This is a genomic window from Pseudomonas sp. ZY71 (genome assembly GCF_036542145.1).
GTDB lineage: Bacteria > Pseudomonadota > Gammaproteobacteria > Pseudomonadales > Pseudomonadaceae > Aquipseudomonas > Aquipseudomonas koreensis_A.
Genome location: NZ_CP144274.1, coordinates 912792 through 937564 on the forward strand (window position 1 = coordinate 912792; position 24773 = coordinate 937564).

A 24773-nucleotide genomic window follows, 5' to 3' on the forward strand; every position below is an offset into this window, starting at 1 on the left:
GCATGCGACGTATAGCTGTGATGGGCGCTGCTGGGCGCATGGGTAAGATTCTGGTCGAGGCCGTGCAGCAGCGCGCGCCGCTGACCGGTTTGACCGCCGCTGTGGTTCGTCCGGGCAGCACACTGATCGGCGTCGATGCCGGTGAACTGGCATCGCTGGGTCGTATTGGTGTGCCGTTGTCCGGGCACATTGAGGCAGTGGCTGAAGAGTTCGATGTATTGATCGACTTCACCCTGCCGGAAGTGATGCTGAAAAACCTCGCGTTCTGCCGCAAGGCCGGCAAGGCGATGGTCATCGGCACCACCGGTCTGGACGCTGCGCAGAAGCAGTTGCTGGTCGAGGCGGGCAAGGATATTCCGATCGTGTTTGCGGCCAACTTCAGTGTCGGCGTCAATCTGTCGCTGAAACTGCTCGATATGGCGGCGCGCGTGCTGGGTGATGAAGCGGACATCGAAATCATCGAAGCGCATCACCGGCACAAGATCGATGCGCCGTCGGGTACAGCGTTGCGCATGGGCGAAGTGATCGCCAGTGCGCTCGATCGTGATTTGCAGAAAGTCGCGGTCTACGGTCGTGAGGGTCACACTGGCGCTCGTGAGCGTGAAACTATCGGCTTCGCCACTGTTCGTGGTGGTGATGTGGTGGGTGATCACACCGTGCTGTTTGCCTGCGAAGGTGAGCGTCTGGAGATCACGCACAAGGCTTCGAGTCGTATGACGTTCGCCAAGGGCGCGGTTCGTGCTGCGCTGTGGCTGGATGGTCGCGAGCCGGGTCTGTATGACATGCAAGACGTGCTCGACCTGCGTTGATACACTGCTGAACCCGGCGCAAATGCCCTGTTTGCGCTGGTTTTTCTCCGCTTGGCGACGACCTGTCGCATTCTCCGGCCTTTTCGGCTCTTTAGCGGTGGACCAAAAAAGCCTTTTTCTGTAAGCTACAGCTTTAGTGTGTCCACTAAAAGCGCGCAGAATAATTCAGTGAAGAAGCGGGGTGACGTGTCCATACGTCACTCCGCTTTTTTACAACCTGCGATCGCCCTTTCATGCGTTATTTACGGGAGGTCTTCTTGACTAAGCCAGCCATACTTGCCCTTGCTGATGGCAGCATTTTTCGCGGCGAAGCCATTGGTGCCGACGGTCAAACCGTTGGTGAGGTGGTGTTCAACACCGCAATGACCGGCTATCAGGAAATCCTTACCGATCCTTCCTACGCCCAACAGATCGTTACCCTGACTTACCCGCACATCGGCAACACCGGCACCACGCCGGAAGATGCCGAGTCCGACCGCGTCTGGTCCGCTGGCCTGGTCATTCGTGACCTGCCGCTGGTAGCGAGCAACTGGCGTAACACGATGTCCCTGTCCGACTACCTGAAAGCCAACAACGTTGTCGCCATCGCCGGTATCGACACCCGCCGCCTGACCCGCATCCTGCGTGAAAAAGGCGCACAGAACGGCTGCATCATGGCCGGCGACAACATTTCCGAAGAAGCGGCCATCGCCGCTGCGCAAGGTTTCCCGGGCCTGAAGGGCATGGATCTGGCGAAAGTCGTCAGCACCAAGACTCAATACGAGTGGTGCTCGACTGTCTGGGATCTGAAGACCGACAGCCACGCGACCATCGACGCTTCCGAGCTGCCTTACCACGTGGTTGCCTACGACTACGGCGTCAAGGTCAACATCCTGCGCATGCTGGTCGAGCGCGGCTGCCGCGTCACCGTGGTGCCTGCGCAGACGCCAGCCGCTGATGTGCTGGCACTGAAGCCGGACGGCGTGTTCCTGTCCAACGGCCCTGGTGATCCGGAGCCATGCGACTACGCGATCAAGGCGATCAAGGAAGTGCTGGAAACCGAAATTCCGGTATTCGGCATCTGCCTCGGTCACCAACTGCTGGCACTGGCCTCCGGCGCCAAGACCCTGAAAATGGGCCACGGCCACCACGGTGCCAACCACCCGGTGCAGGATCTGGACACTGGCGTCGTAATGATCACCAGCCAGAACCACGGTTTCGCGGTAGACGAAGAAACCCTGCCAGCCAACGTGCGTGCGATCCACAAATCGCTGTTCGACGGCACCCTGCAAGGCATCGAACGCACCGACAAGAGCGCGTTCAGCTTCCAGGGCCACCCTGAAGCGAGCCCGGGCCCGAACGATGTCGCGCCACTGTTCGACCGCTTCATCAACGAGATGGCCAAGCGACGCTAAGCGTTCGCCTTGAGACTGTAGAGAGAAGCCCTCGAGGGCGGCCCCGACACCGGCGGCCCCCTCGGGACTTCAGAAATCGATCAAGACGGCTTGCCGACTGACCTGCGGATTTGAGTGACAAACCCATGCCAAAACGTACAGACATTAAAAGCATCCTGATTCTCGGCGCTGGCCCGATCGTTATCGGCCAGGCCTGCGAATTCGACTACTCCGGCGCCCAGGCCTGTAAAGCCCTGCGCGAAGAGGGTTACCGCGTCATCCTGGTGAACTCCAACCCGGCCACCATCATGACCGACCCGGACATGGCCGACGCCACCTACATCGAGCCGATCAAGTGGCAGACCGTTGCCAAGATCATCGAAAAAGAGCGTCCGGACGCGGTACTGCCAACCATGGGCGGCCAGACGGCTCTGAACTGCGCCCTGGACCTGGAACGCGAAGGCGTTCTGGAGAAGTTCGGCGTAGAAATGATCGGCGCCAACGCTGACACCATCGACAAGGCTGAAGACCGTTCTCGTTTCGACAAGGCGATGAAATCCATCGGCCTGGCGTGCCCGCGTTCCGGTATCGCGCACAGCATGGAAGAAGCCAACGCGGTTCTCGAAACCCTCGGCTTCCCGTGCATCATCCGTCCGTCCTTCACCATGGGCGGCACCGGTGGCGGTATCGCGTACAACCGTGAAGAGTTCGAAGAAATCTGCGCCCGTGGTCTGGACCTGTCGCCGACCAAAGAGCTGCTGATCGACGAATCGCTGATCGGCTGGAAAGAATATGAAATGGAAGTTGTCCGCGACAAAAAGGACAACTGCATCATCGTCTGCTCGATCGAAAACTTCGACCCGATGGGCGTGCACACCGGTGACTCGATCACCGTGGCTCCAGCACAAACCCTGACCGACAAGGAATACCAGATCCTGCGTAACGCCTCGCTGGCGGTACTGCGCGAGATCGGCGTCGAGACCGGTGGTTCCAACGTTCAATTCGGTATCTGCCCGAACACTGGCCGCATGGTCGTGATCGAAATGAACCCGCGCGTATCGCGTTCCTCGGCACTGGCTTCGAAAGCCACCGGTTTCCCGATCGCCAAAGTCGCGGCCAAACTGGCTGTGGGCTACACCCTCGACGAACTGTCGAACGACATCACCGGCGGCAAGACCCCGGCGTCCTTCGAGCCGTCGATCGACTACGTCGTCACCAAGTTGCCACGCTTTGCCTTCGAGAAATTCGCCAAGGCTGACGCACGCCTGACCACTCAGATGAAGTCGGTTGGTGAAGTCATGGCCATCGGCCGTACCTTCCAGGAATCCCTGCAGAAAGCTCTGCGCGGTCTGGAAGTGGGCGTTTGCGGTCTGGACGAGAAGCTCGACCTGAGCAACCCGGAAAGCATGAGCGTGCTCAAGCGCGAACTGACAGTGCCGGGCGCCGAGCGTATCTGGTACGTGGCGGACGCTTTCCGCGCCGGCATGACCGTCGAAGAAATCTTTGCCATGAACATGATCGACCCGTGGTTCCTGGTACAGATCGAAGATCTGATCAAGGAAGAAGAGAAGGTCAAGACCCTTGGTCTGTCCGCGATCGACCGCGACCTGATGTTCAAGCTGAAGCGCAAAGGCTTCTCCGATCAGCGTCTGGCCAAGCTGCTGGGTGTGACCGAGAAGAACCTGCGGACTCACCGTCACAAGCTGGAAGTGTTCCCGGTTTACAAGCGCGTTGACACCTGCGCCGCCGAGTTCGCCACCGACACCGCATACCTCTACTCGACTTACGAGGAAGAGTGCGAAGCCGCGCCGTCGGGCCGCGACAAAATCATGATTCTGGGTGGCGGTCCGAACCGTATCGGCCAGGGCATCGAGTTCGACTACTGCTGCGTTCACGCTGCCCTTGCTCTGCGCGAAGACGGCTACGAAACCATCATGGTCAACTGCAACCCGGAAACCGTTTCCACCGACTACGACACTTCCGACCGTCTGTACTTCGAATCGGTAACCCTCGAAGACGTGCTGGAAATCTGCCGCGTCGAGAAGCCGAAAGGCGTGATCGTCCAGTACGGTGGTCAGACTCCGCTGAAACTGGCGCGAGCTCTGGAAGCGGCTGGCGTGCCAATCATCGGCACCAGCCCTGACGCCATCGACCGCGCTGAAGACCGTGAGCGTTTCCAGCAAATGGTTGAGCGTCTGAACCTGCGTCAGCCGCCAAACGCCACCGTGCGCAGCGAAGACGAAGCGATTCGTGCCGCCAGCAAGATCGGCTACCCACTGGTAGTGCGCCCATCCTATGTCCTGGGTGGTCGCGCGATGGAAATCGTTTACGAAGAAGAAGAGCTCAAGCGCTACTTGCGTGACGCGGTGAAAGTGTCCAACGACAGCCCTGTGCTGCTCGACCACTTCCTCAACTGCGCCATCGAAATGGACGTGGATGCGGTCTGTGACGGCAAAGACGTGGTGATCGGCGCAATCATGCAACACATCGAACAGGCTGGCGTTCACTCCGGTGACTCCGCGTGCTCGCTGCCGCCGTACTCGCTGCCGGCGCACATCCAGGACGAGATGCGCGAACAGGTCAAGAAAATGGCTCTGGAGCTGGGCGTTGTCGGCCTGATGAACGTGCAGTTGGCTTTGCAGGGCGAAGACATCTACGTCATCGAAGTCAACCCGCGCGCTTCCCGTACCGTACCGTTCGTATCGAAGTGCATCGGTGTTTCCCTGGCCATGATCGCTGCCCGCGTGATGGCCGGTAAGACCCTGAAAGAAATCGGCTTCACCAAAGAAATCATTCCGAACTTCTACAGCGTGAAAGAGGCGGTGTTCCCGTTCGCCAAATTCCCTGGCGTTGACCCGATCCTCGGCCCAGAGATGAAGTCGACCGGTGAAGTGATGGGTGTAGGTGACACCTTCGGTGAGGCATTCGCCAAAGCCCAGATGGGTGCCAGCGAAGTGCTGCCGACCGGCGGTACTGCGTTCATCAGCGTGCGCGACGACGACAAGCCATTGGTTGCAGGCGTGGCCCGTGATCTGATCAACTTGGGTTTCGAAGTGGTTGCCACTGCCGGTACTGCCAAGCTGATCGAAGCCGCAGGCCTGAAAGTGCGCCGTGTGAACAAGGTGACCGAGGGGCGTCCGCACGTGGTCGACATGATCAAGAATGACGAAGTCACCCTGATCATCAACACCACCGAAGGTCGTCAGTCGATCGCTGATTCGTACTCCATTCGTCGTAATGCCTTGCAGCACAAGATTTACTGCACCACCACCATTGCTGCTGGCGAAGCTATCTGTGAAGCGCTGAAGTTCGGTCCGGAAAAGACCGTGCGCCGCTTGCAGGATCTACACGCAGGATTGAAGGCATGATCAAATACCCAATGACCGTCCAGGGCGCTAAAGCCCTGGAAGAAGAACACGCTCACCTGACCAAGGTCGTTCGTCCGAAGCTCAGCCAGGACATCGGTACGGCCCGCGAGTTGGGAGACTTGAAAGAAAACGCTGAATACCATGCCGCACGCGAACAGCAAGGCATGGTCGAGGCGCGGATTCGCGACATCGAAGGCCGGATTCAGAATCAGGTCATCATTGACGTCACGTCGATTCCGCACACTGGCAAAGTGATTTTCGGTACTACCGTCGAAATCGCCAACGTCGAGACCGACGAAAGCGTCACTTACCACATCGTGGGTGAGGATGAGGCTGACTTCAAACTCGGCAAGATTTCGGTTGGCTCGCCTTTGGCCCGTGCCTTGATCGGCAAGGAAGAGGGCGATGTGGTCGCCGTGAAAACGCCGAGCGGCGTGATCGAGTACGAGATTGTCGAAGTCCGTCACATCTGAAAAAGGGCGCCCGCTGCATGCGGGCGCCATGCTTTGGCAGCTGACCCAGATGCTTTGGGTCGGCGGTCTATGGCTGATACATCTCGGTTTGCAGCCGGCGCTGGGCAAGATTGGCCTGGCACCATTGCTGATCGATGAAGTGGCCAGTGCATTTGAAGTGCTGGTGGTAGGTTTTTCCGCCGCATGCGTTATTTTTCAGGCTTTGGTGCTGGTACAGGCCGAGGGCCTTGCCAGTCTATGGCGAGATTTTCGGGGGCAGGTGCTGTTGATGGCGTTGTATGCGTGTGCGATGTTTGTCGCAGTGCGTGTCGGCTGGCCGGATGCGCAGCGCTGGCAGGTATTCAGTTATCTGGTTCTGGGGTTTTCCGGGCTGGTGCTGGTGATGCAGCCGGTGCCGGGATGGAGTGGCAGGGTGCGCCAGGCACACCCGTGACCCTTTTCATCACTTGAAGCGATGAACGTTCGACAGCTGCTTGTTGGCGCTGAAATTCTTGCGGTAAACCAGTGCCATCTTGCCGATGACCTGTACCAGATCCGCTTTGCCAACCTTGCACAGCTCTGCGATGTGCGCCAGGCGCGATTCGCGATCGAGGATATTGAGCTTGATTTTGATCAGCTCGTGATCCGCCAAAGCGCGTTCAAGTTCGGCTAAAACACCTTCAGTCAAACCGTTGTCAGCCACCGTCAAAACCGGTTTGAGGTGGTGGCCAATGGATTTGTACTGTTTCTTCTGCTCTGGAGTGAGCGGCATAATCTGACCCTTTCGTCTGGATTCTGTAAAATGGCGGCCATTTTACCCGAGGGCTCGTGGATCCGCCCAATTAATCACGACTCTTATTATCGAGGTGCCCAATGGCGCGTTCCAAGACAAGCCTTGGTTGGCTGAAGCGACATGTCAACGATCCCTATGTGAAGCAAGCGCAGAAGGATGGCTACCGCTCGCGTGCGAGTTACAAGCTTCTGGAAGTCCAGGAGAAATACAAGCTGATCCGTCCTGGCATGAGCGTTGTCGACCTCGGTGCGGCACCTGGTGGCTGGTCGCAGGTCACCAGCCGTCTGATCGGCGGTCAGGGGCGTTTGATCGCTTCGGACATTCTGGAAATGGACAGCATCCCTGACGTGACCTTTATTCAGGGTGACTTCACCGAGGACGCAGTGCTCGCGCAGATTCTTGAAGCGGTGGGTAATTCGCAGGTGGACCTTGTGATTTCCGATATGGCCCCCAATATGAGTGGTACGCCTGAAGTGGATATGCCGAAGGCCATGTTCCTGTGTGAGCTGGCACTTGATCTGGCGGAGCGGATCCTCAAGCCGGGCGGTAATTTCGTGATCAAGATTTTTCAGGGCGAAGGGTTTGATGTTTACCTGAAGGATGCTCGCAAGAAGTTCGACAAGATCCAGATGATCAAGCCGGACTCCTCTCGTGGCAGCTCCCGCGAGCAATATATGCTGGCTTGGGGTTATCGCGGGCGTAGCGAGTAAAACGAGGTTTTTGTGCAGGGTGATAGGTTTTTAGTATTTCGCCCGGCGAGCATTAACGAATATTGTGTAGAAAGTGTTTCACAAAGGGTTACAGACGGCGCCTGCCAGAGTCGTAGGTAATGTAGTAAGTTAGGCCGGTGAATATCATGCGAAGCGCGCGCCAGTAGCGGAGCTTGCTTCAGAGGGTAGTTAATTGAACGATATGGCAAAGAATCTGATCCTGTGGTTGATCATCGCGGCTGTCCTGGTGACGGTGATGAACAACTTCTCCAGCCCTAACGAGCCGCAGACCCTCAACTATTCCGACTTCATCCAGCAGGTCAAGGATGGCAAGGTCGAGCGCGTAGCGGTTGATGGCTATGTAATCACCGGCAAACGCAATGATGGCGACAGTTTCAAGACCATTCGTCCGGCAATTCAGGACAATGGCCTGATCGGCGATCTGGTCGACAACCACGTTGTGGTTGAAGGCAAGCAGCCTGAACAGCAAAGCATCTGGACCCAGCTTCTGGTGGCCAGCTTCCCGATCCTGGTGATCATCGCGGTGTTCATGTTCTTCATGCGCCAGATGCAGGGCGGTGCCGGTGGCAAGGGCGGACCGATGAGCTTCGGCAAGAGCAAGGCGCGCCTGCTCTCCGAAGATCAGGTGAAAACCACATTGGCTGACGTTGCCGGTTGCGACGAAGCCAAGGAAGAAGTCGGCGAGCTGGTTGAATTCCTCCGTGACCCGGGCAAGTTCCAGCGCCTGGGCGGCCGCATTCCTCGCGGCGTGTTGATGGTCGGTCCTCCGGGTACCGGTAAAACCTTGCTGGCCAAGGCGATTGCCGGCGAAGCCAAGGTTCCGTTCTTCACCATCTCCGGTTCTGACTTCGTTGAAATGTTCGTCGGTGTTGGTGCCAGCCGTGTTCGTGACATGTTCGAACAGGCCAAGAAGCACGCGCCGTGCATCATTTTCATCGACGAAATCGACGCCGTCGGTCGCCATCGTGGCGCCGGCATGGGTGGCGGTCACGACGAGCGAGAGCAGACTCTCAACCAACTGCTGGTTGAGATGGACGGCTTCGAGATGAATGACGGCATCATTGTTATCGCTGCAACCAACCGTCCTGACGTACTCGACCCTGCGCTGCTGCGTCCGGGCCGTTTCGACCGTCAGGTTGTCGTCGGTCTGCCGGATATCCGTGGTCGCGAACAGATTCTCAAGGTTCACATGCGCAAAGTGCCAATGGGTGACGACGTTGCTCCGGCCGTTATCGCGCGTGGTACCCCGGGCTTCTCCGGTGCTGATCTGGCAAACCTGGTCAACGAAGCGTCGCTGTTCGCTGCACGCAGCGGCAAGCGCATCGTTGAGATGAAAGAGTTCGAACTGGCCAAAGACAAGATCATGATGGGCGCCGAGCGCAAATCGATGGTCATGTCCGAGAAAGAGAAGCAGAACACCGCTTATCACGAAGCAGGTCACGCCATCGTTGGTCGCGTCGTGCCTGAGCATGATCCGGTGTACAAGGTGTCGATCATTCCGCGCGGCCGTGCGCTGGGTGTGACCATGTTCCTGCCGGAAGAAGATCGCTACAGCCTGTCCAAGCGTGCGCTGATCAGCCAGATCTGCTCGCTGTACGGCGGCCGTATTGCTGAAGAAATGACCCTTGGCTTCGACGGTGTAACCACTGGCGCCTCTAACGACATCATGCGTGCCAGCCAGATTGCGCGGAACATGGTGACCAAGTGGGGTCTGTCGGAAAAACTCGGTCCGTTGATGTACGCCGAAGAAGAGGGTGAAGTATTCCTCGGTCGCGGCGGTGGCGGCCAGGCTGCCAGCTTCTCCGGTGAGACAGCCAAGCTGATCGACTCCGAGGTGCGCAGCATCATTGACCAGTGCTACGGCACGGCCAAGCAGATCCTCACGGACAACCGTGACAAGCTTGATGTCATGGCTGATGCCCTGATGAAGTACGAAACGATCGATGCTGAACAGATCGACGACATCATGGCAGGTCGTACACCTCGCGAGCCTCGTGACTGGTCAGGTGGCACCGGTACGCCGCCGCCACCAGTGGTTCGAGACGAGCGTCCGGAAACACCGATTGGCGGCCCGGCTGCTGACGTTTAAGGTTTGAAATGACTTCTGTACAGTCCCTGACCCGGTTGCCTTGCGGCAACCGGGTTCTTGATTTGGCCCAGACGCATGTCATGGGTATTCTCAATGTCACCCCTGATTCTTTCTCCGACGGCGGCCAATACAGCCAGCTGGATGCGGCCTTGCGTCACGCTGCTGCCATGGTTGCAGCCGGTGCGACGCTGATTGATGTTGGTGGCGAATCTACTCGTCCTGGCGCGCGAGCAGTGTCCCCGCTCGAAGAGCTTGAACGTGTGGCACCGATCGTCGAGCTGATCAATCGTGAGCTTGATGTGATCATTTCGGTGGATACCTCCACACCCGCCGTGATGCGCGAAACCGCGCGCTTGGGGGCCGGGTTGATCAACGATGTGCGTTCGCTGCAGCGCGACGGCGCACTGGATGCGGCGGCGGCTACCGGTTTGCCGGTGTGCCTCATGCATATGCTCGGCGAGCCCGGAGATATGCAGGACAATCCGCATTATCAGGATGTCACGCGCGAAGTGGGCGACTTTCTCGCTGAGCGCATGACGCAATGTGCGGCTGCCGGTATTCCTGTCGAGCGAATCATTCTCGATCCGGGTTTCGGTTTCGCCAAAACCCTGCAGCACAATCTAAGCTTGTTCAAGCACATGGAAGCCCTGCATGCGTTGGGCAGGCCCTTGTTAGTGGGTGTTTCTCGAAAGAGCATGATCGGGCAGGCCTTGAATCGTCCTGTCGGCGAGCGGCTGCATGGCGGACTTGCGCTGGCGGCTCTGGCGTCGGTGAAAGGTGCGCGTATATTGCGCGTCCATGATGTTGCGGAAACGGTAGACGTGGTGCGCATGATCGCAGCCGTGGAATCAGCCGAATAAGAATGACGGAGCACTTATGAGCAAGAAATACTTTGGTACTGACGGCATTCGTGGTCGCGTCGGTGAATACCCGATTACTCCAGACTTCATGCTCAAGCTAGGCTGGGCGGCCGGCATGGCCTTTCGCAAGATGGGTGCCTGCAAGGTGCTAGTCGGCAAAGACACGCGGATTTCCGGTTATATGTTCGAATCGGCGCTTGAGGCCGGCCTGACGTCGGCGGGTGCCGATGTGATGCTGCTGGGCCCTATGCCGACGCCGGCTATCGCCTATCTGTCGCGCACGTTCCAGGCTGAGGCCGGTATCGTGATCAGTGCTTCGCACAATCCGCATGACGATAACGGCATCAAATTCTTTTCCGGTAAAGGCACCAAGCTGCCGGATGAACTGGAGCTGATGATCGAAGAGCTGCTCGACACCCCGATGACCGTGGTCGAATCGAGCAAGATCGGCAAAGTATCGCGAATCAACGATGCGTCGGGGCGCTACATCGAATTCTGCAAAAGCAGCGTGCCAACGGGAACCAGTTTTTCCGGCCTCAAGATCGTTATCGACTGTGCGCATGGCGCGACCTATAAGGTGGCTCCGAGCGTCTTCCGCGAGTTGGGCGCGGAGGTCGTCGTTCTGTCGGCGCAACCTAATGGTCTGAACATCAACGAAAATTGCGGCTCGACCCATATGGGGCAGTTGCAGGCTGCGGTACTCGCTGAGCACGCCGACCTGGGTATTGCTTTCGATGGTGATGGCGATAGGGTTTTGATGGTCGACCACACTGGCGCCATCGTTGATGGCGACGAATTGTTGTACATCATCGCTCGAGACCTGCATGAGCGTGGCAAATTGCAGGGCGGCGTGGTTGGCACCTTGATGAGTAATCTGGGGTTGGAGCTCGCGCTTGCAGAGCTTTCGATTCCGTTTATTCGTGCCAATGTCGGCGACCGTTACGTGATCGCCGAGTTGCTTGAACGCAACTGGCTGGTAGGTGGCGAAAATTCGGGGCATATCGTTTGCTTCAATCACACCACGACCGGTGATGCGATCATTGCCGCACTGCAAGTGTTGATGGCGCTGAAGACCCGTAATGAAGGTTTGGCGCAAACGCGTCAGGCATTGCGCAAGTGCCCTCAGGTGCTGATCAATGTACGTTTCGGTGGTGGCGAAAGTCCGCTCGAGCATCCGGCTGTCAAGGAAGCCAGTGCGCGAGTCACCCAGGCAATGGCGGGGCGCGGTCGCGTGCTTTTGCGCAAGTCCGGGACAGAGCCGTTGGTGCGCGTAATGGTCGAAGGCGAGGATGAAACTCAGGTTCGCAACTATGCCGAAGAGCTGGCAAAACTGGTAACTGAAGTTTCTGCCTGATTCGGCTTGCAAGCCATGATTGTGTTGGGTAACATCTGCGCCCACTTTGACCGACGAGGTACAGCATGCGTCGCCCTATGGTAGCTGGTAACTGGAAGATGCACGGTACCCGCGCCAGCGTCGCTGAGCTGATCAACGGCCTTCGTCATCTGGCCTTGCCAAGCGGTGTTGATGTCGCGGTATTCCCGCCTTGCTTGTATATCAATCAAGTGATTGATGGCTTGAAAGGCAAGTCGATTTCGATCGGCGCGCAGAACTCTGCGGTGGAATCCATGCAAGGTGCATTGACCGGTGAAATTGCTCCGAGTCAATTGGTGGATGCAGGTTGTTCCCTGGTACTTGTCGGGCACTCCGAACGCCGCCAGATAATGGGTGAGCGAGACGGGATGCTGAATCGCAAGTTCGCAGCGGCACAGGCATGTGGCTTGATTCCGGTGCTGTGTATAGGGGAGACCCTTGAGCAGCGTGAAGCCGGGAAAACTCTTGAAGTTGTCGGGCGTCAGCTGGGCAGCATCATCGAGGAGCTGGGTGTCGGTGCTTTTGCCAAGGCAGTCATTGCTTACGAGCCTGTCTGGGCCATTGGTACCGGACTGACTGCAACGCCGCAACAAGCTCAGGATGTGCATAAAGCCATCCGCGAGCAGTTGGCGGCAGAGAATTCTGAAGTCGCACGAGGTGTGCGGCTTCTATACGGCGGCAGCGTGAAGGCGGCCAATGCGGTCGAACTGTTCGGCATGCCGGATATCGATGGGGGGCTCATTGGTGGAGCTTCCCTGAATGCAGATGAGTTCGGTGCGATCTGTCGCGCCGCGGGAAACTGAAAAAATGCTGGAAACAGTCGTAGTCGTTTTTCATCTGCTGGGTGCATTGGGCGTAGTTGCTCTGGTTTTGCTGCAGCAGGGTAAGGGTGCGGACGCTGGCGCGTCTTTCGGAGCAGGTGCTTCAAATACTGTGTTCGGAAGCCAAGGTTCCTCTACCTTTCTTAGTAAGTTTACTGCTATACTTGCCGCCGGTTTCTTCATAACCAGCTTGGGGTTAGGTTACTTTGCTAAAGAGAAGGCTCATCAGCTGACTCAGGCAGGTCTCCCAAATCCAGCAGTGTTGGAAGTGCCTAAGCAACAACAACCGGCTTCTGATGATGTACCGGTGCTTCAAGAGCAAAAGTCGGCTACTCCAGCGACTGACGTACCTCCAGCTCAAGAGCAGAAGTAAGAAGGGTTTCAAACGTAGTTTTGCCGAGGTGGTGGAATTGGTAGACACGCAACCTTGAGGTGGTTGTGCCCATAGGGTGTAGGGGTTCGAGTCCCCTTCTCGGTACCAATTAGTCAGGAGAGCCCGCTGTTGCGGGCTTTCTTGCAGGTGGAAGGTTACATTGACCCTATAAGGGATCGGTCGTATACTTCCGCCCCAGCTTTGTCGCGGGGTGGAGCAGTCTGGTAGCTCGTCGGGCTCATAACCCGAAGGTCGTCGGTTCAAATCCGGCCCCCGCAACCAGTTTAAGGAGCCCCTTTTCAGGGGCTTTTTGTTAGCTGGACACTTTCAACGCCGCTGTTCGACGGCGTTTCAAGGATGGGCGTTATGCCCATTTTTTTATTTTGCAAAGCATGCACATATCATGCACTAGGGGGTTCAGGTGTCGAGCAAGCTAGAAGAGTTGCAGGCCTTGCTGGCCCCGGTGGTCGTGGCCCTGGGCTATGAATGCTGGGGTATCGAGTTTTCGGCTCAGGGTCGTCACTCGATGTTGCGCGTTTATATCGATAAAGAGGGCGGCGTGCTGGTGGACGATTGCGCCATTGTCAGCCGTCAGATCAGCGGTGTACTGGATGTTGAAGATCCGATCGCCGTTGAATACACCCTCGAAGTTTCCTCGCCTGGCATGGAGCGCCCACTGTTCACTCTTGAGCAGTTTGCAAAGTTTGCCGGTGAACAAGTGAAGATCAAGCTGCGCTCGCCTTTTGAAGGTCGACGCAACTTTCAGGGCCTTCTGCGCGGTGTAGAAGAACAGGACGTCGTGGTGCAGGTAGATGACCATGAGTTCCTGTTGCCGATCGATATGATCGACAAGGCCAACATTATTCCCAGTTTTGACTGAGACGCGGATCCCGCGGATCCAATGGCTTGCGAAAGGCGAGGCGTACGATGAGCAAAGAAGTACTGCTGGTTGTTGAGTCGGTATCCAATGAAAAGGGCGTACCGGCAAGCGTAATTTTTGAAGCGCTGGAGCTGGCTTTGGCCACTGCTACCAAAAAGCGTTTTGAAGACGAAGTTGACCTGCGTGTGGAAATTAACCGCCACACCGGGGCATACGAAACTTTCCGTCGCTGGACGGTCGTCGAAGAGAATGATCTCGACGATCCGGCCATCGAAACCTGGCCAAGCAAGGTTGCCGAAACGCATCCGGGTGCCAAGGTTGGCGACGTTGTCGAAGAAAAGATCGAATCCATCGAGTTCGGCCGCATTGCTGCGCAGACTGCCAAGCAAGTCATCGTGCAGAAAGTTCGCGAAGCCGAGCGCGCTCAAGTGGTTGACGCTTATCGCGAGCGCCTGGGAGAAATCATCTCCGGCACCGTGAAAAAAGTCACCCGCGACAACGTGATCGTCGATCTGGGTAACAATGCTGAAGCGTTGCTGGCCCGTGAAGACATCATTTCTCGCGAAACCTTCCGTGTCGGCGTGCGTCTGCGTGCGCTGCTCAAGGAAATCCGCACCGAGAACCGCGGCCCGCAGCTGATCCTGTCGCGTACTGCGCCGGAAATGCTGATCGAGCTGTTCCGCATCGAAGTGCCGGAAATTGCCGAAGGCCTGATCGAAGTAATGGCAGCGTCCCGTGATCCGGGTTCGCGCGCCAAGATCGCCGTTCGCTCGAAGGACAAACGCATCGACCCGCAAGGCGCTTGCATTGGTATGCGCGGTTCGCGCGTCCAGGCAGTGTCGGGTGAGTTGGGCGGTGAGCGTGTTGATATCGTCCTGTGGGATGACAACCCGGCTCAGTTCGTGATCAACGCCATGTCCCCGGCTGAGGTTGCGGCAATTATCGTTGACGAAGATGCCCACGCAATGGACATCGCCGTTGGCGCAGACAATCTGGCTCAGGCCATCGGTCGCGGTGGTCAGAACGTGCGTCTGGCGAGCCAGTTGACTGGCTGGACCCTGAACGTGATGACCGAATCGGACATCCAGGCTAAGCAGCAAGCAGAAACCGGCGACATCCTGCGCAACTTCATCGACGAGCTGGAAGTCGACGAAGACCTGGCACAGGTGCTGGTAGATGAAGGCTTCACCAGTCTGGAAGAGATTGCCTACGTACCGTTGGAAGAAATGCTCAACATCGACGGCTTTGACGAAGATACCGTCAACGAGCTTCGCGCTCGTGCCAAGGATCGTTTGTTGACCAAAGCCATCGCTACTGAGGAAAAGCTGGCAGACGCCCATCCGGCCGAAGACCTGCTCTCGCTTGAGGGTATGGACAAGGATTTGGCGATGGAACTGGCGGTGCGCGGCGTAATTACCCGCGAAGACCTGGCCGAGCAGTCTATTGACGACCTGCTCGACATCGACGGCATTGACGATGATCGTGCCGGCAAGTTGATCATGGCCGCCCGAGCCCACTGGTTCGAGTAATTAGGCGCGGCCTGAGGAGAGAAGTGCATGACGCAAGTCACGGTGAAACAACTGGCCGATGAGGTCAAAACACCGGTAGAGCGCCTGTTGCAGCAGATGCGTGAGGCAGGTCTGCCGCACACCGCCGCCGAAGAAAATGTGACTGACAGTGAGAAGCAGTCCCTGCTGACTCACTTGAAAAGCAGCCACAAGGCGAAAGTGGAAGAACCACGCAAGATCACGCTGCAGCGTAAAACCACCAGCACCCTGCGTGTTGCTGGCAGCAAAAGCATCAGCGTTGAAGTCCGCAAGAAGAAAGTTTTCGTACAGCGCAGCCCGGAAGAAATCGAAGCCGAGCGCAAGCGTGAACTGGATGAGCGTCGCGCAGTAGAAAATGCTGCCCGTCAGAAGGCTGAAGAAGAAGCCAAGCAACGCGCCGAAGTAGAAGCGCGTAATCAGCCTGCTGCTGCGCAGACCGCTACCAGCGACGCCGTTGCGGCGCCGGCTGCAGTTGCCGAACCTGTTCGCGAAAGCGCACCGGTAGTTGCCGCTGCTCCAGCTCCGTCTGCTGACGTTCGCAACAAGCAGAACGAACAGCGCCGTCCGGACAAGCCACGTGCCGACGACAACAATCGTCGCAGCGGTGGTGGTGATGGCGAGCGCAAAAACGCTCCGCATCGCGCCTCGGTCAAAGAAAAAGCGCCGGCTCCACGTGTGGCGCCACGCACTACCGACGAAGAAAGCGATGGCTTCCGTCGCGGTGGTCGCGGCAAGGCCAAGCTGAAGAAGCGCAACGCTCACGGTTTCCAGAGCCCAACCGGCCCTGTCGTGCGTGATGTGCAGATCGGCGAGACCATCACTGTTGGCGATCTCGCCAATCAGATGTCGGTCAAGGCTGCTGAAATCATCAAGTTCATGTTCAAACTGGGTACTCCAGCGACCATCAACCAGGTGCTTGATCAGGAAACTGCTCAACTGGTAGCCGAAGAACTGGGCCACAAAGTGACCCTGGTCAGCGACACCGCCCTGGAAGATTCCCTGGCCGAGTCCCTGAAGTTTGAAGGTGAGTCGTTCTCCCGTGCGCCAGTCGTGACCGTAATGGGCCACGTTGACCACGGTAAAACGTCCCTGCTCGACTACATCCGTCGTGCCAAGGTAGCTGCTGGCGAAGCCGGCGGTATCACCCAGCACATCGGTGCATACCACGTTGAAACCGAACGCGGCATGGTCACCTTCCTCGATACCCCTGGTCACGCCGCGTTTACCGCAATGCGTGCTCGTGGTGCCAAGGCGACCGACATCGTGATCCTGGTGGTTGCAGCGGACGACGGCGTGATGCCGCAGACCATTGAAGCTGTTCAGCACGCAGTAGCGGCTGGCGTTCCACTGGTTGTAGCCGTGAACAAAATCGATAAGCCGGGCGCCGATCTCGATCGCATCCGTAGCGAACTGTCGGTTCACGGTGTGACTTCCGAAGAGTGGGGCGGTGATACGCCGTTCGTACCGGTTTCGGCGAAGGTCGGTACTGGCGTGGACGAGCTGCTTGAAGCCGTTCTGCTGCAAGCTGAAGTTCTCGAACTGAAAGCGACCCCATCGGCTCCTGGCCGTGGCGTTGTGGTTGAATCGCGTCTCGACAAAGGTCGTGGCCCGGTGGCAACCGTTCTGGTTCAAGACGGTACCCTGCGCCAAGGCGACATGGTGCTGGTCGGTTCGAACTATGGCCGCGTTCGCGCCATGCTCGACGAGAATGGCAAGCCAATCAAGGAAGCCGGTCCTTCCATCCCTGTCGAGATCCTCGGCCTGGACGGTACCCCGGACGCTGGCGACGAGATGAGCGTGGTTGCCGACGAGAAGAAAGCCCGTGAAGTGGCTCTGTTCCGTCAAGGCAAGTTCCGCGAAGTCAAACTGGCTCGCGCTCACGCCGGCAAGCTGGAAAACATCTTCGAAAACATGGGTCAGGCCGAGAAGAAGACGCTCAACATCGTCCTCAAATCCGACGTCCGTGGTTCGCTGGAAGCGTTGAACGGTGCCTTGAATGGCCTGGGCAACGACGAAGTACAAGTGCGCGTAGTTGGCGGCGGTGTCGGTGGTATCACCGAGTCCGACGCTAACCTGGCACTGGCTTCCAACGCTGTACTGTTCGGCTTCAACGTGCGTGCCGATGCTGGCGCACGGAAGATCGTCGAGCAGGAAGGTCTGGACATGCGTTACTACAACGTGATCTACGACATCATCGAAGACGTCAAGAAAGCCCTGACCGGCATGCTCGGCAGCGATGTTCGCGAGAACATCCTGGGTGTGGCCGAAGTGCGTGACGTGTTCCGTTCGCCGAAGTTTGGCGCGATCGCTGGCTGCATGGTGATCGAAGGTGTTGTGCACCGTAACCGTCCGATCCGTGTACTGCGTGAAGACATCGTTATCTTCGAAGGCGAGCTGGAATCCCTGCGCCGCTTCAAGGATGACGCTTCCGAAGTACGTGCCGGCATGGAATGCGGTATCGGCGTGAAGAGCTACAACGACGTCAAAGTCGGCGACAAGATCGAAGTCTTCGAGAAGGTTCAGGTTGCTCGCAGCCTCTAACTCGCGCACTTCAGGAGCCGTGATGGCCGGCCACACTCACCAGTGTGGCGCATCACCCGGACTCTAAACGCAACGCCCGGTCTGGCTTTTGTCAGGCCGGGCGTTTGCCGCTTTCAGACCTTGCGGGTTTCACCGCTGGGCAGTAACAGGTAACAAAATCATGGCAAAAGAATACAGCCGTACCCAACGTATCGGCGATCAGATGCAGCGTGAGCTGGCTCAACTGATCCGTCGCGAAGTCAAAGATCCACGTGTGGGTCTGGTCACCATTACCGCTGTTGAAGTCAGCCGTGACGTCGGTCACGCGAAGATTTTCATCACCGTAATGGGGCAGGACAACGCTGAAGACATCGCACAAAGCATCAAGGTGCTCAACGCCGCCGCAGGCTTCCTGCGTATGCAACTGGCCCGTGAAATGAAGCTGCGCAGCGTGCCGCAACTGCACTTCCACTACGACGAATCCGTCGTACGTGGTGCGCATCTGTCGGCCCTGATCGAGCGTGCGGTTGCTGAAGACAATCAGCATCCGGTCGCTGCTGAACCTGAAGACACCAAGGAGTAATTCGGTGGCTCAGGTCAAACGTATCCGTCGTAACGTCAGTGGCATCATCCTGCTCGACAAGCCGTTGGGGTTCACCTCCAACGCCGCGTTGCAGAAGGTTCGCTGGCTGCTGAATGCCGAGAAGGCCGGTCACACCGGCAGCCTCGACCCGCTGGCCACCGGTGTTTTACCGTTGTGCTTTGGCGAAGCGACCAAGTTCTCGCAATACCTGCTCGATTCCGACAAGGGTTATGAAACCCTGGCGCAACTGGGCAAGACCACCACCACGGCCGATGCCGAAGGTGAGGTTTTGCAGGAGCGCCCGGTGACCGTTGGTCGCGCCGATGTCGAAGCGGCATTGCCGAAATTTCGTGGGCAAATCAGTCAGATACCGCCGATGTACTCGGCGCTCAAGCGTGATGGCCAACCGCTGTACAAGCTGGCTCGTGCAGGCGAAGTAGTGGAGCGCGAACCGCGTTCTGTTACTATTGCGCGCTTGGAATTACTGGCCTTCGAAGGCGATACTGCGCGTCTTGCGGTGGATTGCAGCAAGGGCACCTATATTCGCACCCTGGTGGAGGATATTGGTGAGCAACTCGGTTGTGGTGCGTACGTCGCTGAATTGCGCCGTACCCAGGCCGGGCCTTTCACCCTCGCGCAGACGGTTACCCTCGAAGAGCTTGAAGCAGTACATGCCGAAGGCGGCAACGAAGCAGTTGATCGCTTCCTGATGCCATCGGACAGCGGCCTGCTGGACTGGCCGTTGCTGCACTTCTCGGAAGCGAGCGCGTTCTACTGGCTCAACGGCCAGCCGGTACGTGCCCCGGATGCTCCGAAGTTCGGCATGGTACGGGTACAGGATCACAATGGTCGCTTCATCGGTATCGGTGAAGTGAGCGAAGACGGGCGTATTGCGCCACGTCGACTGATTCGGTCGGAATGACCGAAACCGGTCTGTGTCAAAGCAGGCTGGCGAGGGTGGCTGTTAACAGGCACGGTCACTACTCATTTATAGATACAGGGATTTGTCCCTGGCCTGTTGAAACTGTTTCTTTGAAACAGTTTCCTGATAAAAGGATTGCCTCATGGCTCTCGACGTTCAAGAAAAAGCTCAAATCGTTGCTGACTACCAGCAAGCTGTTGGTGACACTGGTTCGCCAGAAGTGCAAGTTGCACTGCTGACCCACAACATCAACAAGCTGCAAGGTCACTTCAAGGCCAACGGTAAAGATCACCACTCCCGTCGTGGTCTGATCCGCATGGTAAACCAGCGTCGCAAGCTGCTGGACTACCTGAAAGGCAAGGATCTGGGTCGTTATCAGACTCTGATCGGTCGCCTGGGTCTGCGTCGCTAATCAGCGATTGCGCTATGAGGTTGGTTGTCTGTCGGACGTCTGCGGTTTACCGCCGGCGGCTTGCAGGCTCCCAGCCTCAAGTTTTATCTGGATACACGTTTTACCCCGGACAACGGTTGGGCCGATTCCCGACATTGCCCAAGAATTCGCAAGAAACCAGTTCCCCCAAGAGCCACAAAGAAGGTAGGACACCGTGAACCCGGTAATCAAAAAATTCCAGTTCGGTCAATCGACCGTTACCCTCGAGACTGGCCGTATCGCCCGTCAGGCCTCCGGCGCAGTATTGGTCACCGTTGACGACGACGTCAGCGTATTGGTGACTGTAGTTGGCGCAAAACAAGCTGATCCAGGCAAGGGCTTCTTCCCTCTGTCGGTTCACTACCAGGAAAAGACTTACGCTGCCGGTAAGATCCCTGGTGGTTTCTTCAAGCGTGAAGGCCGTCCTTCCGAGAAAGAAACCCTGACTTCCCGACTGATCGACCGTCCGATCCGTCCGCTGTTCCCGGAAGGCTTCATGAACGAAGTGCAGGTTGTCTGCACCGTCGTTTCCACCAGCAAGAAGACCGATCCGGACATCGCTGCGATGATCGGTACCTCGGCTGCCCTGGCCATCTCGGGCATTCCGTTCGACGGCCCGATCGGCGCCGCTCGTGTAGCTTTCCACGAAAGCACCGGCTACCTGCTGAACCCGACTTACGAGCAGCAAGCTGCTTCGAGCCTGGACATGGTCGTTGCCGGTACTTCCGACGCCGTACTGATGGTTGAATCGGAAGCCAAAGAGCTGACCGAAGACCAGATGCTGGGCGCGGTACTGTTTGCTCACGACGAATTCCAGGTGGTGATCAACGCTGTTAAAGAACTGGCCGCTGAAGCTGCCAAGCCAACCTGGAACTGGGCTCCGGCGCCAGAAGCCACCGAACTGCTGGGCGCTATCCGTGCCGAGTTCGGCGAAGCGATCTCCCAGGCTTACACCATCACCATCAAGGCCGACCGTTACGCTCGCCTGGGTGAGCTGAAGGATCAAGTGGTTGCCAAACTGTCCGGTGAAGAAGGCCAGCCTTCGTCCAGCGAAGTCAAAGCCGCTTTCGGCGAAATCGAATACCGCACCGTTCGCGAAAACATCGTTAACGGCAAGCCACGTATCGACGGCCGCGACACCAAAACCGTACGTCCGCTGAACATCGAAGTCGGCGTTCTGCCGAAGACTCACGGTTCGGCGCTGTTCACCCGTGGTGAAACCCAGGCTCTGGTTGTTGCAACACTGGGCACCGCCCGTGACGCACAGCTGCTGGACACCCTGGAAGGCGAGAAAAAAGACCCGTTCATGCTGCACTACAACTTCCCTCCGTTCTCGGTGGGCGAGTGTGGTCGCATGGGTGGTGCAGGTCGTCGTGAAATCGGTCACGGCCGTCTGGCCCGTCGTTCGGTTTCGGCCATGCTGCCAGCCGCTGACGTGTTCCCGTACACCATCCGTGTAGTTTCGGAAATCACCGAATCCAACGGTTCGAGCTCGATGGCTTCCGTTTGCGGCGCTTCCCTGGCCCTGATGGACGCTGGTGTGCCGATGAAGGCGCCGGTTGCCGGTATCGCCATGGGTCTGGTTAAAGAAGGCGAGAAATTCGCCGTCCTGACCGACATCCTCGGTGACGAAGACCACCTGGGCGACATGGACTTCAAAGTAGCCGGTACCGCCAAAGGTGTTACCGCGCTGCAGATGGACATCAAGATCAAGGGCATCACCGAAGAGATCATGGAAATCGCTCTGGGCCAAGCCCTGGAAGCGCGCCTGAACATCCTCGGTCAGATGAACCAGATCATCGGCCAGTCGCGTACCGAACTGTCGGCCAACGCTCCGACCATGATCGCGATGAAAATCGACACCGACAAAATCCGTGACGTTATCGGTAAAGGTGGCGCGACCATCCGTGCGATCTGCGAAGAAACCAAGGCTTCGATCGACATCGAAGACGACGGTTCGATCAAGATCTTCGGCGAAACCAAGGAAGCCGCTGAAGCAGCACGTCAGCGCGTTCTGGGCATCACCGCTGAAGCCGAGATCGGCAAGATCTACGTGGGTAAAGTTGAACGCATCGTCGATTTCGGCGCATTCGTCAACATCCTGCCTGGCAAGGACGGTCTGGTGCACATCTCGATGCTGAGCGACGCTCGCGTAGAGAAAGTGACCGACATCTTGAAAGAAGGCCAGGAAGTGGAAGTGCTGGTACTGGACGTGGACAACCGCGGCCGTATCAAGCTGTCCATCAAAGACGTAGCAGCGGCCAAGGCTTCGGGCGTTTAATCAGCCCAAAGCGTTAGCGCAATAAAAATGCCCCGCCGTGAAAACGGTGGGGCATTTTTTTGTCTGCGAAATATCGAGACATTCTGCGAAGTTGCCGGACTTCAGAACCGGTGCTAGGTTTAGCCCACCGCCCGTGTAGCTCAGCCGGTAGAGCAGCGCACTCGTAACGCGAAGGTCGCAGGTTCGATTCCTGTCTCGGGCACCACCTCTCTTATTTCACCTTGCGGCTCAGATCCTCGACGGTACGTTTGAGCTGTTCCATCGCCCGATCCTGATCGTTGATTTTCTGCTTCAGATTCGAAATCTCGCTGCTGTTCGAGTTGGAACTGGAGCCACTGTTGCGCTTGAGGTCTTCGACCTGACGACCGAGCGTGTCCAGTTCACGGTCCTGGTCTTTGACCTTGTTTTTCAGATCATCGATTTCCTTGCCGCTGGAGCTTGAGCTCGAACCGCTGCTGCGTTTCAGTTCTTCGATCTGGCGCGATTGCTCGCTGATGGTATCGCGCATTTTTCTCAGGTCATCGATGCTGACATCGCTTCTGATCACCACGTCTTTGCCGTAGTCGTTGTGAATCAGTGAAACCTTGTCGCCGTAGGAAGCGCTGCTGTTACTCAATTCAACAGCCATTGCACTGGCCGGCAGAACCAAAGTGGCGATCAGAGCGGTGGCAGACACAACAGAAGAAATTTTCGAAAAGCTGCGCATCACTGGGTTTCCTTGTGAACAGCGAAGAAGTGCCGAAGTGGCACATCGCTATGACTCGAAATCCGCATTTATGTTCCGCAGGTCAGCTTTTTGTGAGAGAGATGTAAAGAGCCGTGTAATTCGTCATGCAAACGTCCTATATTCGGAGCCTGCATGAGCATCGCCCAGCAGTTTTCAGATGATCCCGAATGGTTCCGAAGGCCGGACAAATCCGCGTCAGAGAGATCCTTGATGATCCAGATCCATCCTCCATTCTTACGATCAGCGAGAACGCCATGACCGAATTAACTCAAGAGCAACGTCACGAACAGGCGCTGGAAAAGTACATTCTGGACGTACCGGATCTGAAGGAAGAGATCAAGGACCTCAGTCCTGATGATCAGAAAGATCAGATTCAGTGGGCCTTCGAAGACGAGGCTGAAGCCCAGGGCCTGCAGCCGTGGGAACTGACGCTCAAGTACACGAGCACGCCGGAGGAGTTCGAGGCGCAGCGCCTTGTGCTGCACAAAGAGGCGGCCGAAGTACTGGGTGTCGAATGGGACGAGTACTGCGAGATGAACAATCTCGTCGTATAACAGCAGCTACAAGCTTTCAGCGGCAAGCTGCAAGTCAACGCAAAAGCGCTTTGGCTTGCAGCTTGTAGCTTGGAACTTGCCGCTGCTGCTTAAAGGCTGAGTCGCATCGACAGATCCACCGCTTTGACATCCTTGGTCATCGCACCGATCGAGATGTAATCCACGCCGGTTTCGGCGATCGGCAGCAGCGTGCTTTCGTTGATGCCGCCGCTGGCTTCCAGTTTTGCCTTGCCACCGTTCAGGCGCACGGCTTCGCGCATGTCGTCCAGGCTCAACTCATCAAGCATGATGATGTCGGCGCCAGCAGCCAGCGCTTCTTTCAGTTCATCCAGACTTTCCACTTCGACTTCCACCGGTTTGCCCGGCGCAATCTTGTGCGCAGCGGCAATGGCTTGTGGAATGCCACCGCTGGCGGCGATGTGGTTTTCCTTGATCAGGAACGCGTCGTACAGACCGATGCGATGGTTGTGGCAGCCACCGCAGGTCACCGCGTATTTCTGCGCCAGACGCAAGCCCGGCAGAGTTTTGCGGGTGTCGAGCAGTTTGACCTGAGTGGTGCCGACGAAATCGGCAAGGTACTGCGCGCGCGTGGCTACGCCGGACAGCAGTTGCAGGAAATTCAGCGCACTGCGTTCACCGGTCAGCAGCGAACGGGCCGGGCCTTCGAGGTGAAACAGCGGCTGATTGGGTTTCACCCGTTCGCCATCGACTACCTGCCAATGCACCGCGACCCGCGGATCAAGCTGACGGAACACGGCATCGACCCACGCGGTGCCGCAGATGACAGCCGCGTCGCGCGTAATGATGGTGGCTTTGGCCAAGCGTTCGGCCGGGATCAGTTGCGCGGTGATGTCGCCGCTGCCGATGTCTTCGAGCAACGCACGGCGCACGTTGGCTTCGATTTCGGCGGTCAAATCGGCGAGACGTAGATTCGGCATAACGGGCTCCACAAACAAAGTGGTTCGATTATAGGGGCATGGCGCGAGCCAACCCAAGGCGAGAACGCGCGTGCTTGCCTGCATCCGGTCGATTTTCTTTGAGCAAACCCGGCCAGTCGTGGTCACTGAAAGGGGCGGTATAGGGGAAACCCTGACGGCTATGGCGCCGGGTGCAAGTTATGAAAGATAATTCGCCTTGCATTTGACGTCATAGCTTTGACGTCCTGATTGAACTTGTGCGAGCGAACCTGCTCGGAAATGCATGCTCTCAGTGACATTGCTGCGGCTGATACACCGCCATCGCGAGCAGGCTCGCTCCCACAGGGGGCCGGGTTGGCTTGACCGAACGA

22 protein-coding genes and 3 tRNA genes are annotated in these 24773 nt (G+C 57.5%); 22 read left to right on the forward strand and 3 right to left on the reverse strand.

The features are described 5' to 3' along the window. Positions 1-2 precede the first annotated feature (2 nt). The 5 genes from dapB to VY732_RS03900 all read left to right on the forward strand — a co-directional run bounded on the left by dapB (position 3) and on the right by VY732_RS03900 (position 6456). Positions 3-809 (forward strand): 4-hydroxy-tetrahydrodipicolinate reductase, encoded by an 807-nt coding sequence (gene dapB, locus VY732_RS03880; protein WP_008088318.1) that lies wholly within the window; start codon positions 3-5, stop codon positions 807-809. 257 nt (positions 810-1066) lie between these two features. Next, complete coding sequence (gene carA / locus VY732_RS03885; protein WP_212622995.1) at positions 1067-2203, forward strand: glutamine-hydrolyzing carbamoyl-phosphate synthase small subunit; 1137 nt, start codon at positions 1067-1069, stop codon at positions 2201-2203. Between the two features lie 125 nt (positions 2204-2328). Next, positions 2329-5550 (forward strand): carbamoyl-phosphate synthase large subunit, encoded by a 3222-nt coding sequence (carB, locus tag VY732_RS03890; protein WP_077571025.1) that lies wholly within the window; start codon positions 2329-2331, stop codon positions 5548-5550. Beyond that, positions 5547-6023 carry a transcription elongation factor GreA gene (gene greA / locus VY732_RS03895; RefSeq protein ID WP_064119469.1) on the forward strand — a complete coding sequence of 159 codons (477 nt, stop codon included), beginning with the start codon at positions 5547-5549 and terminating at the stop codon, positions 6021-6023. The genes carB and greA overlap by 4 nt, the downstream gene beginning before the upstream one ends. A 28-nt stretch (positions 6024-6051) precedes the next feature. After that, complete coding sequence (locus VY732_RS03900) at positions 6052-6456, forward strand: hypothetical protein (protein ID WP_016986502.1); 405 nt, start codon at positions 6052-6054, stop codon at positions 6454-6456. Positions 6457-6465: 9 nt separating this feature from the next. On the opposite strand, the gene VY732_RS03905 is transcribed toward VY732_RS03900, so the two are convergent. After that, positions 6466-6774: a YhbY family RNA-binding protein gene (locus tag VY732_RS03905; RefSeq protein WP_016771761.1), complete on the reverse strand. Its 309-nt coding sequence runs from the start codon at positions 6772-6774 to the stop codon at positions 6466-6468. A gap of 101 nt (positions 6775-6875) precedes the next feature. On the opposite strand from VY732_RS03905, the gene rlmE reads away from it, so the two are divergent. The 16 genes from rlmE (at position 6876) to VY732_RS03985 (ending at position 22409) form a co-directional block, all read left to right on the forward strand. Then, on the forward strand, positions 6876-7505 hold the full coding sequence (gene rlmE / locus VY732_RS03910; RefSeq protein WP_008088328.1) for a 23S rRNA (uridine(2552)-2'-O)-methyltransferase RlmE: 630 nt from the start codon (positions 6876-6878) through the stop codon (positions 7503-7505). Between the two features lie 202 nt (positions 7506-7707). Then, complete coding sequence (gene ftsH / locus VY732_RS03915; protein WP_331694368.1) at positions 7708-9615, forward strand: ATP-dependent zinc metalloprotease FtsH; 1908 nt, start codon at positions 7708-7710, stop codon at positions 9613-9615. 8 nt (positions 9616-9623) lie between these two features. Further along, a complete protein-coding gene (gene folP / locus VY732_RS03920) occupies positions 9624-10475 on the forward strand; it encodes a dihydropteroate synthase (protein ID WP_331694370.1) in 852 nt (283 codons plus the stop codon). Positions 10476-10491: 16 nt separating this feature from the next. After that, positions 10492-11829, forward strand: coding sequence for a phosphoglucosamine mutase (glmM, locus tag VY732_RS03925; RefSeq protein ID WP_077571031.1), 1338 nt, complete (start codon positions 10492-10494; stop codon positions 11827-11829). 65 nt (positions 11830-11894) lie between these two features. Then, positions 11895-12650: a triose-phosphate isomerase gene (tpiA, locus tag VY732_RS03930; RefSeq protein WP_077571033.1), complete on the forward strand. Its 756-nt coding sequence runs from the start codon at positions 11895-11897 to the stop codon at positions 12648-12650. A gap of 4 nt (positions 12651-12654) precedes the next feature. Beyond that, positions 12655-13041, forward strand: coding sequence for a preprotein translocase subunit SecG (gene secG, locus VY732_RS03935; protein WP_016986497.1), 387 nt, complete (start codon positions 12655-12657; stop codon positions 13039-13041). A gap of 22 nt (positions 13042-13063) precedes the next feature. Beyond that, a tRNA-Leu gene (locus tag VY732_RS03940) sits at positions 13064-13149 on the forward strand. 97 nt (positions 13150-13246) lie between these two features. After that, positions 13247-13323: transfer RNA gene (locus VY732_RS03945), tRNA-Met, on the forward strand. Positions 13324-13462: 139 nt separating this feature from the next. Continuing rightward, positions 13463-13921 (forward strand): ribosome maturation factor RimP, encoded by a 459-nt coding sequence (rimP, locus tag VY732_RS03950; protein ID WP_077571035.1) that lies wholly within the window; start codon positions 13463-13465, stop codon positions 13919-13921. Between the two features lie 47 nt (positions 13922-13968). Further along, positions 13969-15450: a transcription termination factor NusA gene (gene nusA, locus VY732_RS03955; RefSeq protein ID WP_077571038.1), complete on the forward strand. Its 1482-nt coding sequence runs from the start codon at positions 13969-13971 to the stop codon at positions 15448-15450. Positions 15451-15477: 27 nt separating this feature from the next. Next, a complete protein-coding gene (gene infB, locus VY732_RS03960; protein WP_077571040.1) occupies positions 15478-18009 on the forward strand; it encodes a translation initiation factor IF-2 in 2532 nt (843 codons plus the stop codon). Between the two features lie 160 nt (positions 18010-18169). Beyond that, entirely contained in the window at positions 18170-18571 is a 402-nt protein-coding gene (gene rbfA / locus VY732_RS03965; RefSeq protein ID WP_007915259.1) for a 30S ribosome-binding factor RbfA, read from the forward strand. A gap of 4 nt (positions 18572-18575) precedes the next feature. After that, positions 18576-19493, forward strand: a complete 918-nt coding sequence (gene truB, locus VY732_RS03970) for a tRNA pseudouridine(55) synthase TruB (RefSeq protein WP_034154423.1) — start codon at positions 18576-18578, stop codon at positions 19491-19493. Positions 19494-19635: 142 nt separating this feature from the next. After that, positions 19636-19905 carry a 30S ribosomal protein S15 gene (gene rpsO, locus VY732_RS03975; protein ID WP_003177875.1) on the forward strand — a complete coding sequence of 90 codons (270 nt, stop codon included), beginning with the start codon at positions 19636-19638 and terminating at the stop codon, positions 19903-19905. 193 nt (positions 19906-20098) lie between these two features. After that, positions 20099-22204, forward strand: coding sequence for a polyribonucleotide nucleotidyltransferase (gene pnp, locus VY732_RS03980; RefSeq protein ID WP_053117036.1), 2106 nt, complete (start codon positions 20099-20101; stop codon positions 22202-22204). Between the two features lie 129 nt (positions 22205-22333). Next, a tRNA-Thr gene (locus VY732_RS03985) sits at positions 22334-22409 on the forward strand. A 6-nt stretch (positions 22410-22415) separates the two neighbouring features. Here VY732_RS03985 and VY732_RS03990 read toward each other — a convergent pair. Further along, the gene (locus tag VY732_RS03990) at positions 22416-22910 is read right to left on the reverse strand and encodes a hypothetical protein (protein WP_123594497.1); all 495 of its coding nucleotides are present in this window, start codon (positions 22908-22910) and stop codon (positions 22416-22418) included. Positions 22911-23185: 275 nt separating this feature from the next. Between VY732_RS03990 and VY732_RS03995 the strand changes: the two genes are divergently transcribed. Further along, positions 23186-23485, forward strand: a complete 300-nt coding sequence (locus VY732_RS03995) for a DUF6388 family protein (RefSeq protein WP_034154593.1) — start codon at positions 23186-23188, stop codon at positions 23483-23485. Positions 23486-23574: 89 nt separating this feature from the next. On the opposite strand, the gene nadC is transcribed toward VY732_RS03995, so the two are convergent. Beyond that, entirely contained in the window at positions 23575-24423 is an 849-nt protein-coding gene (gene nadC / locus VY732_RS04000) for a carboxylating nicotinate-nucleotide diphosphorylase (RefSeq protein ID WP_016986492.1), read from the reverse strand. Between the last annotated feature and the right edge of the window lie 350 nt (positions 24424-24773).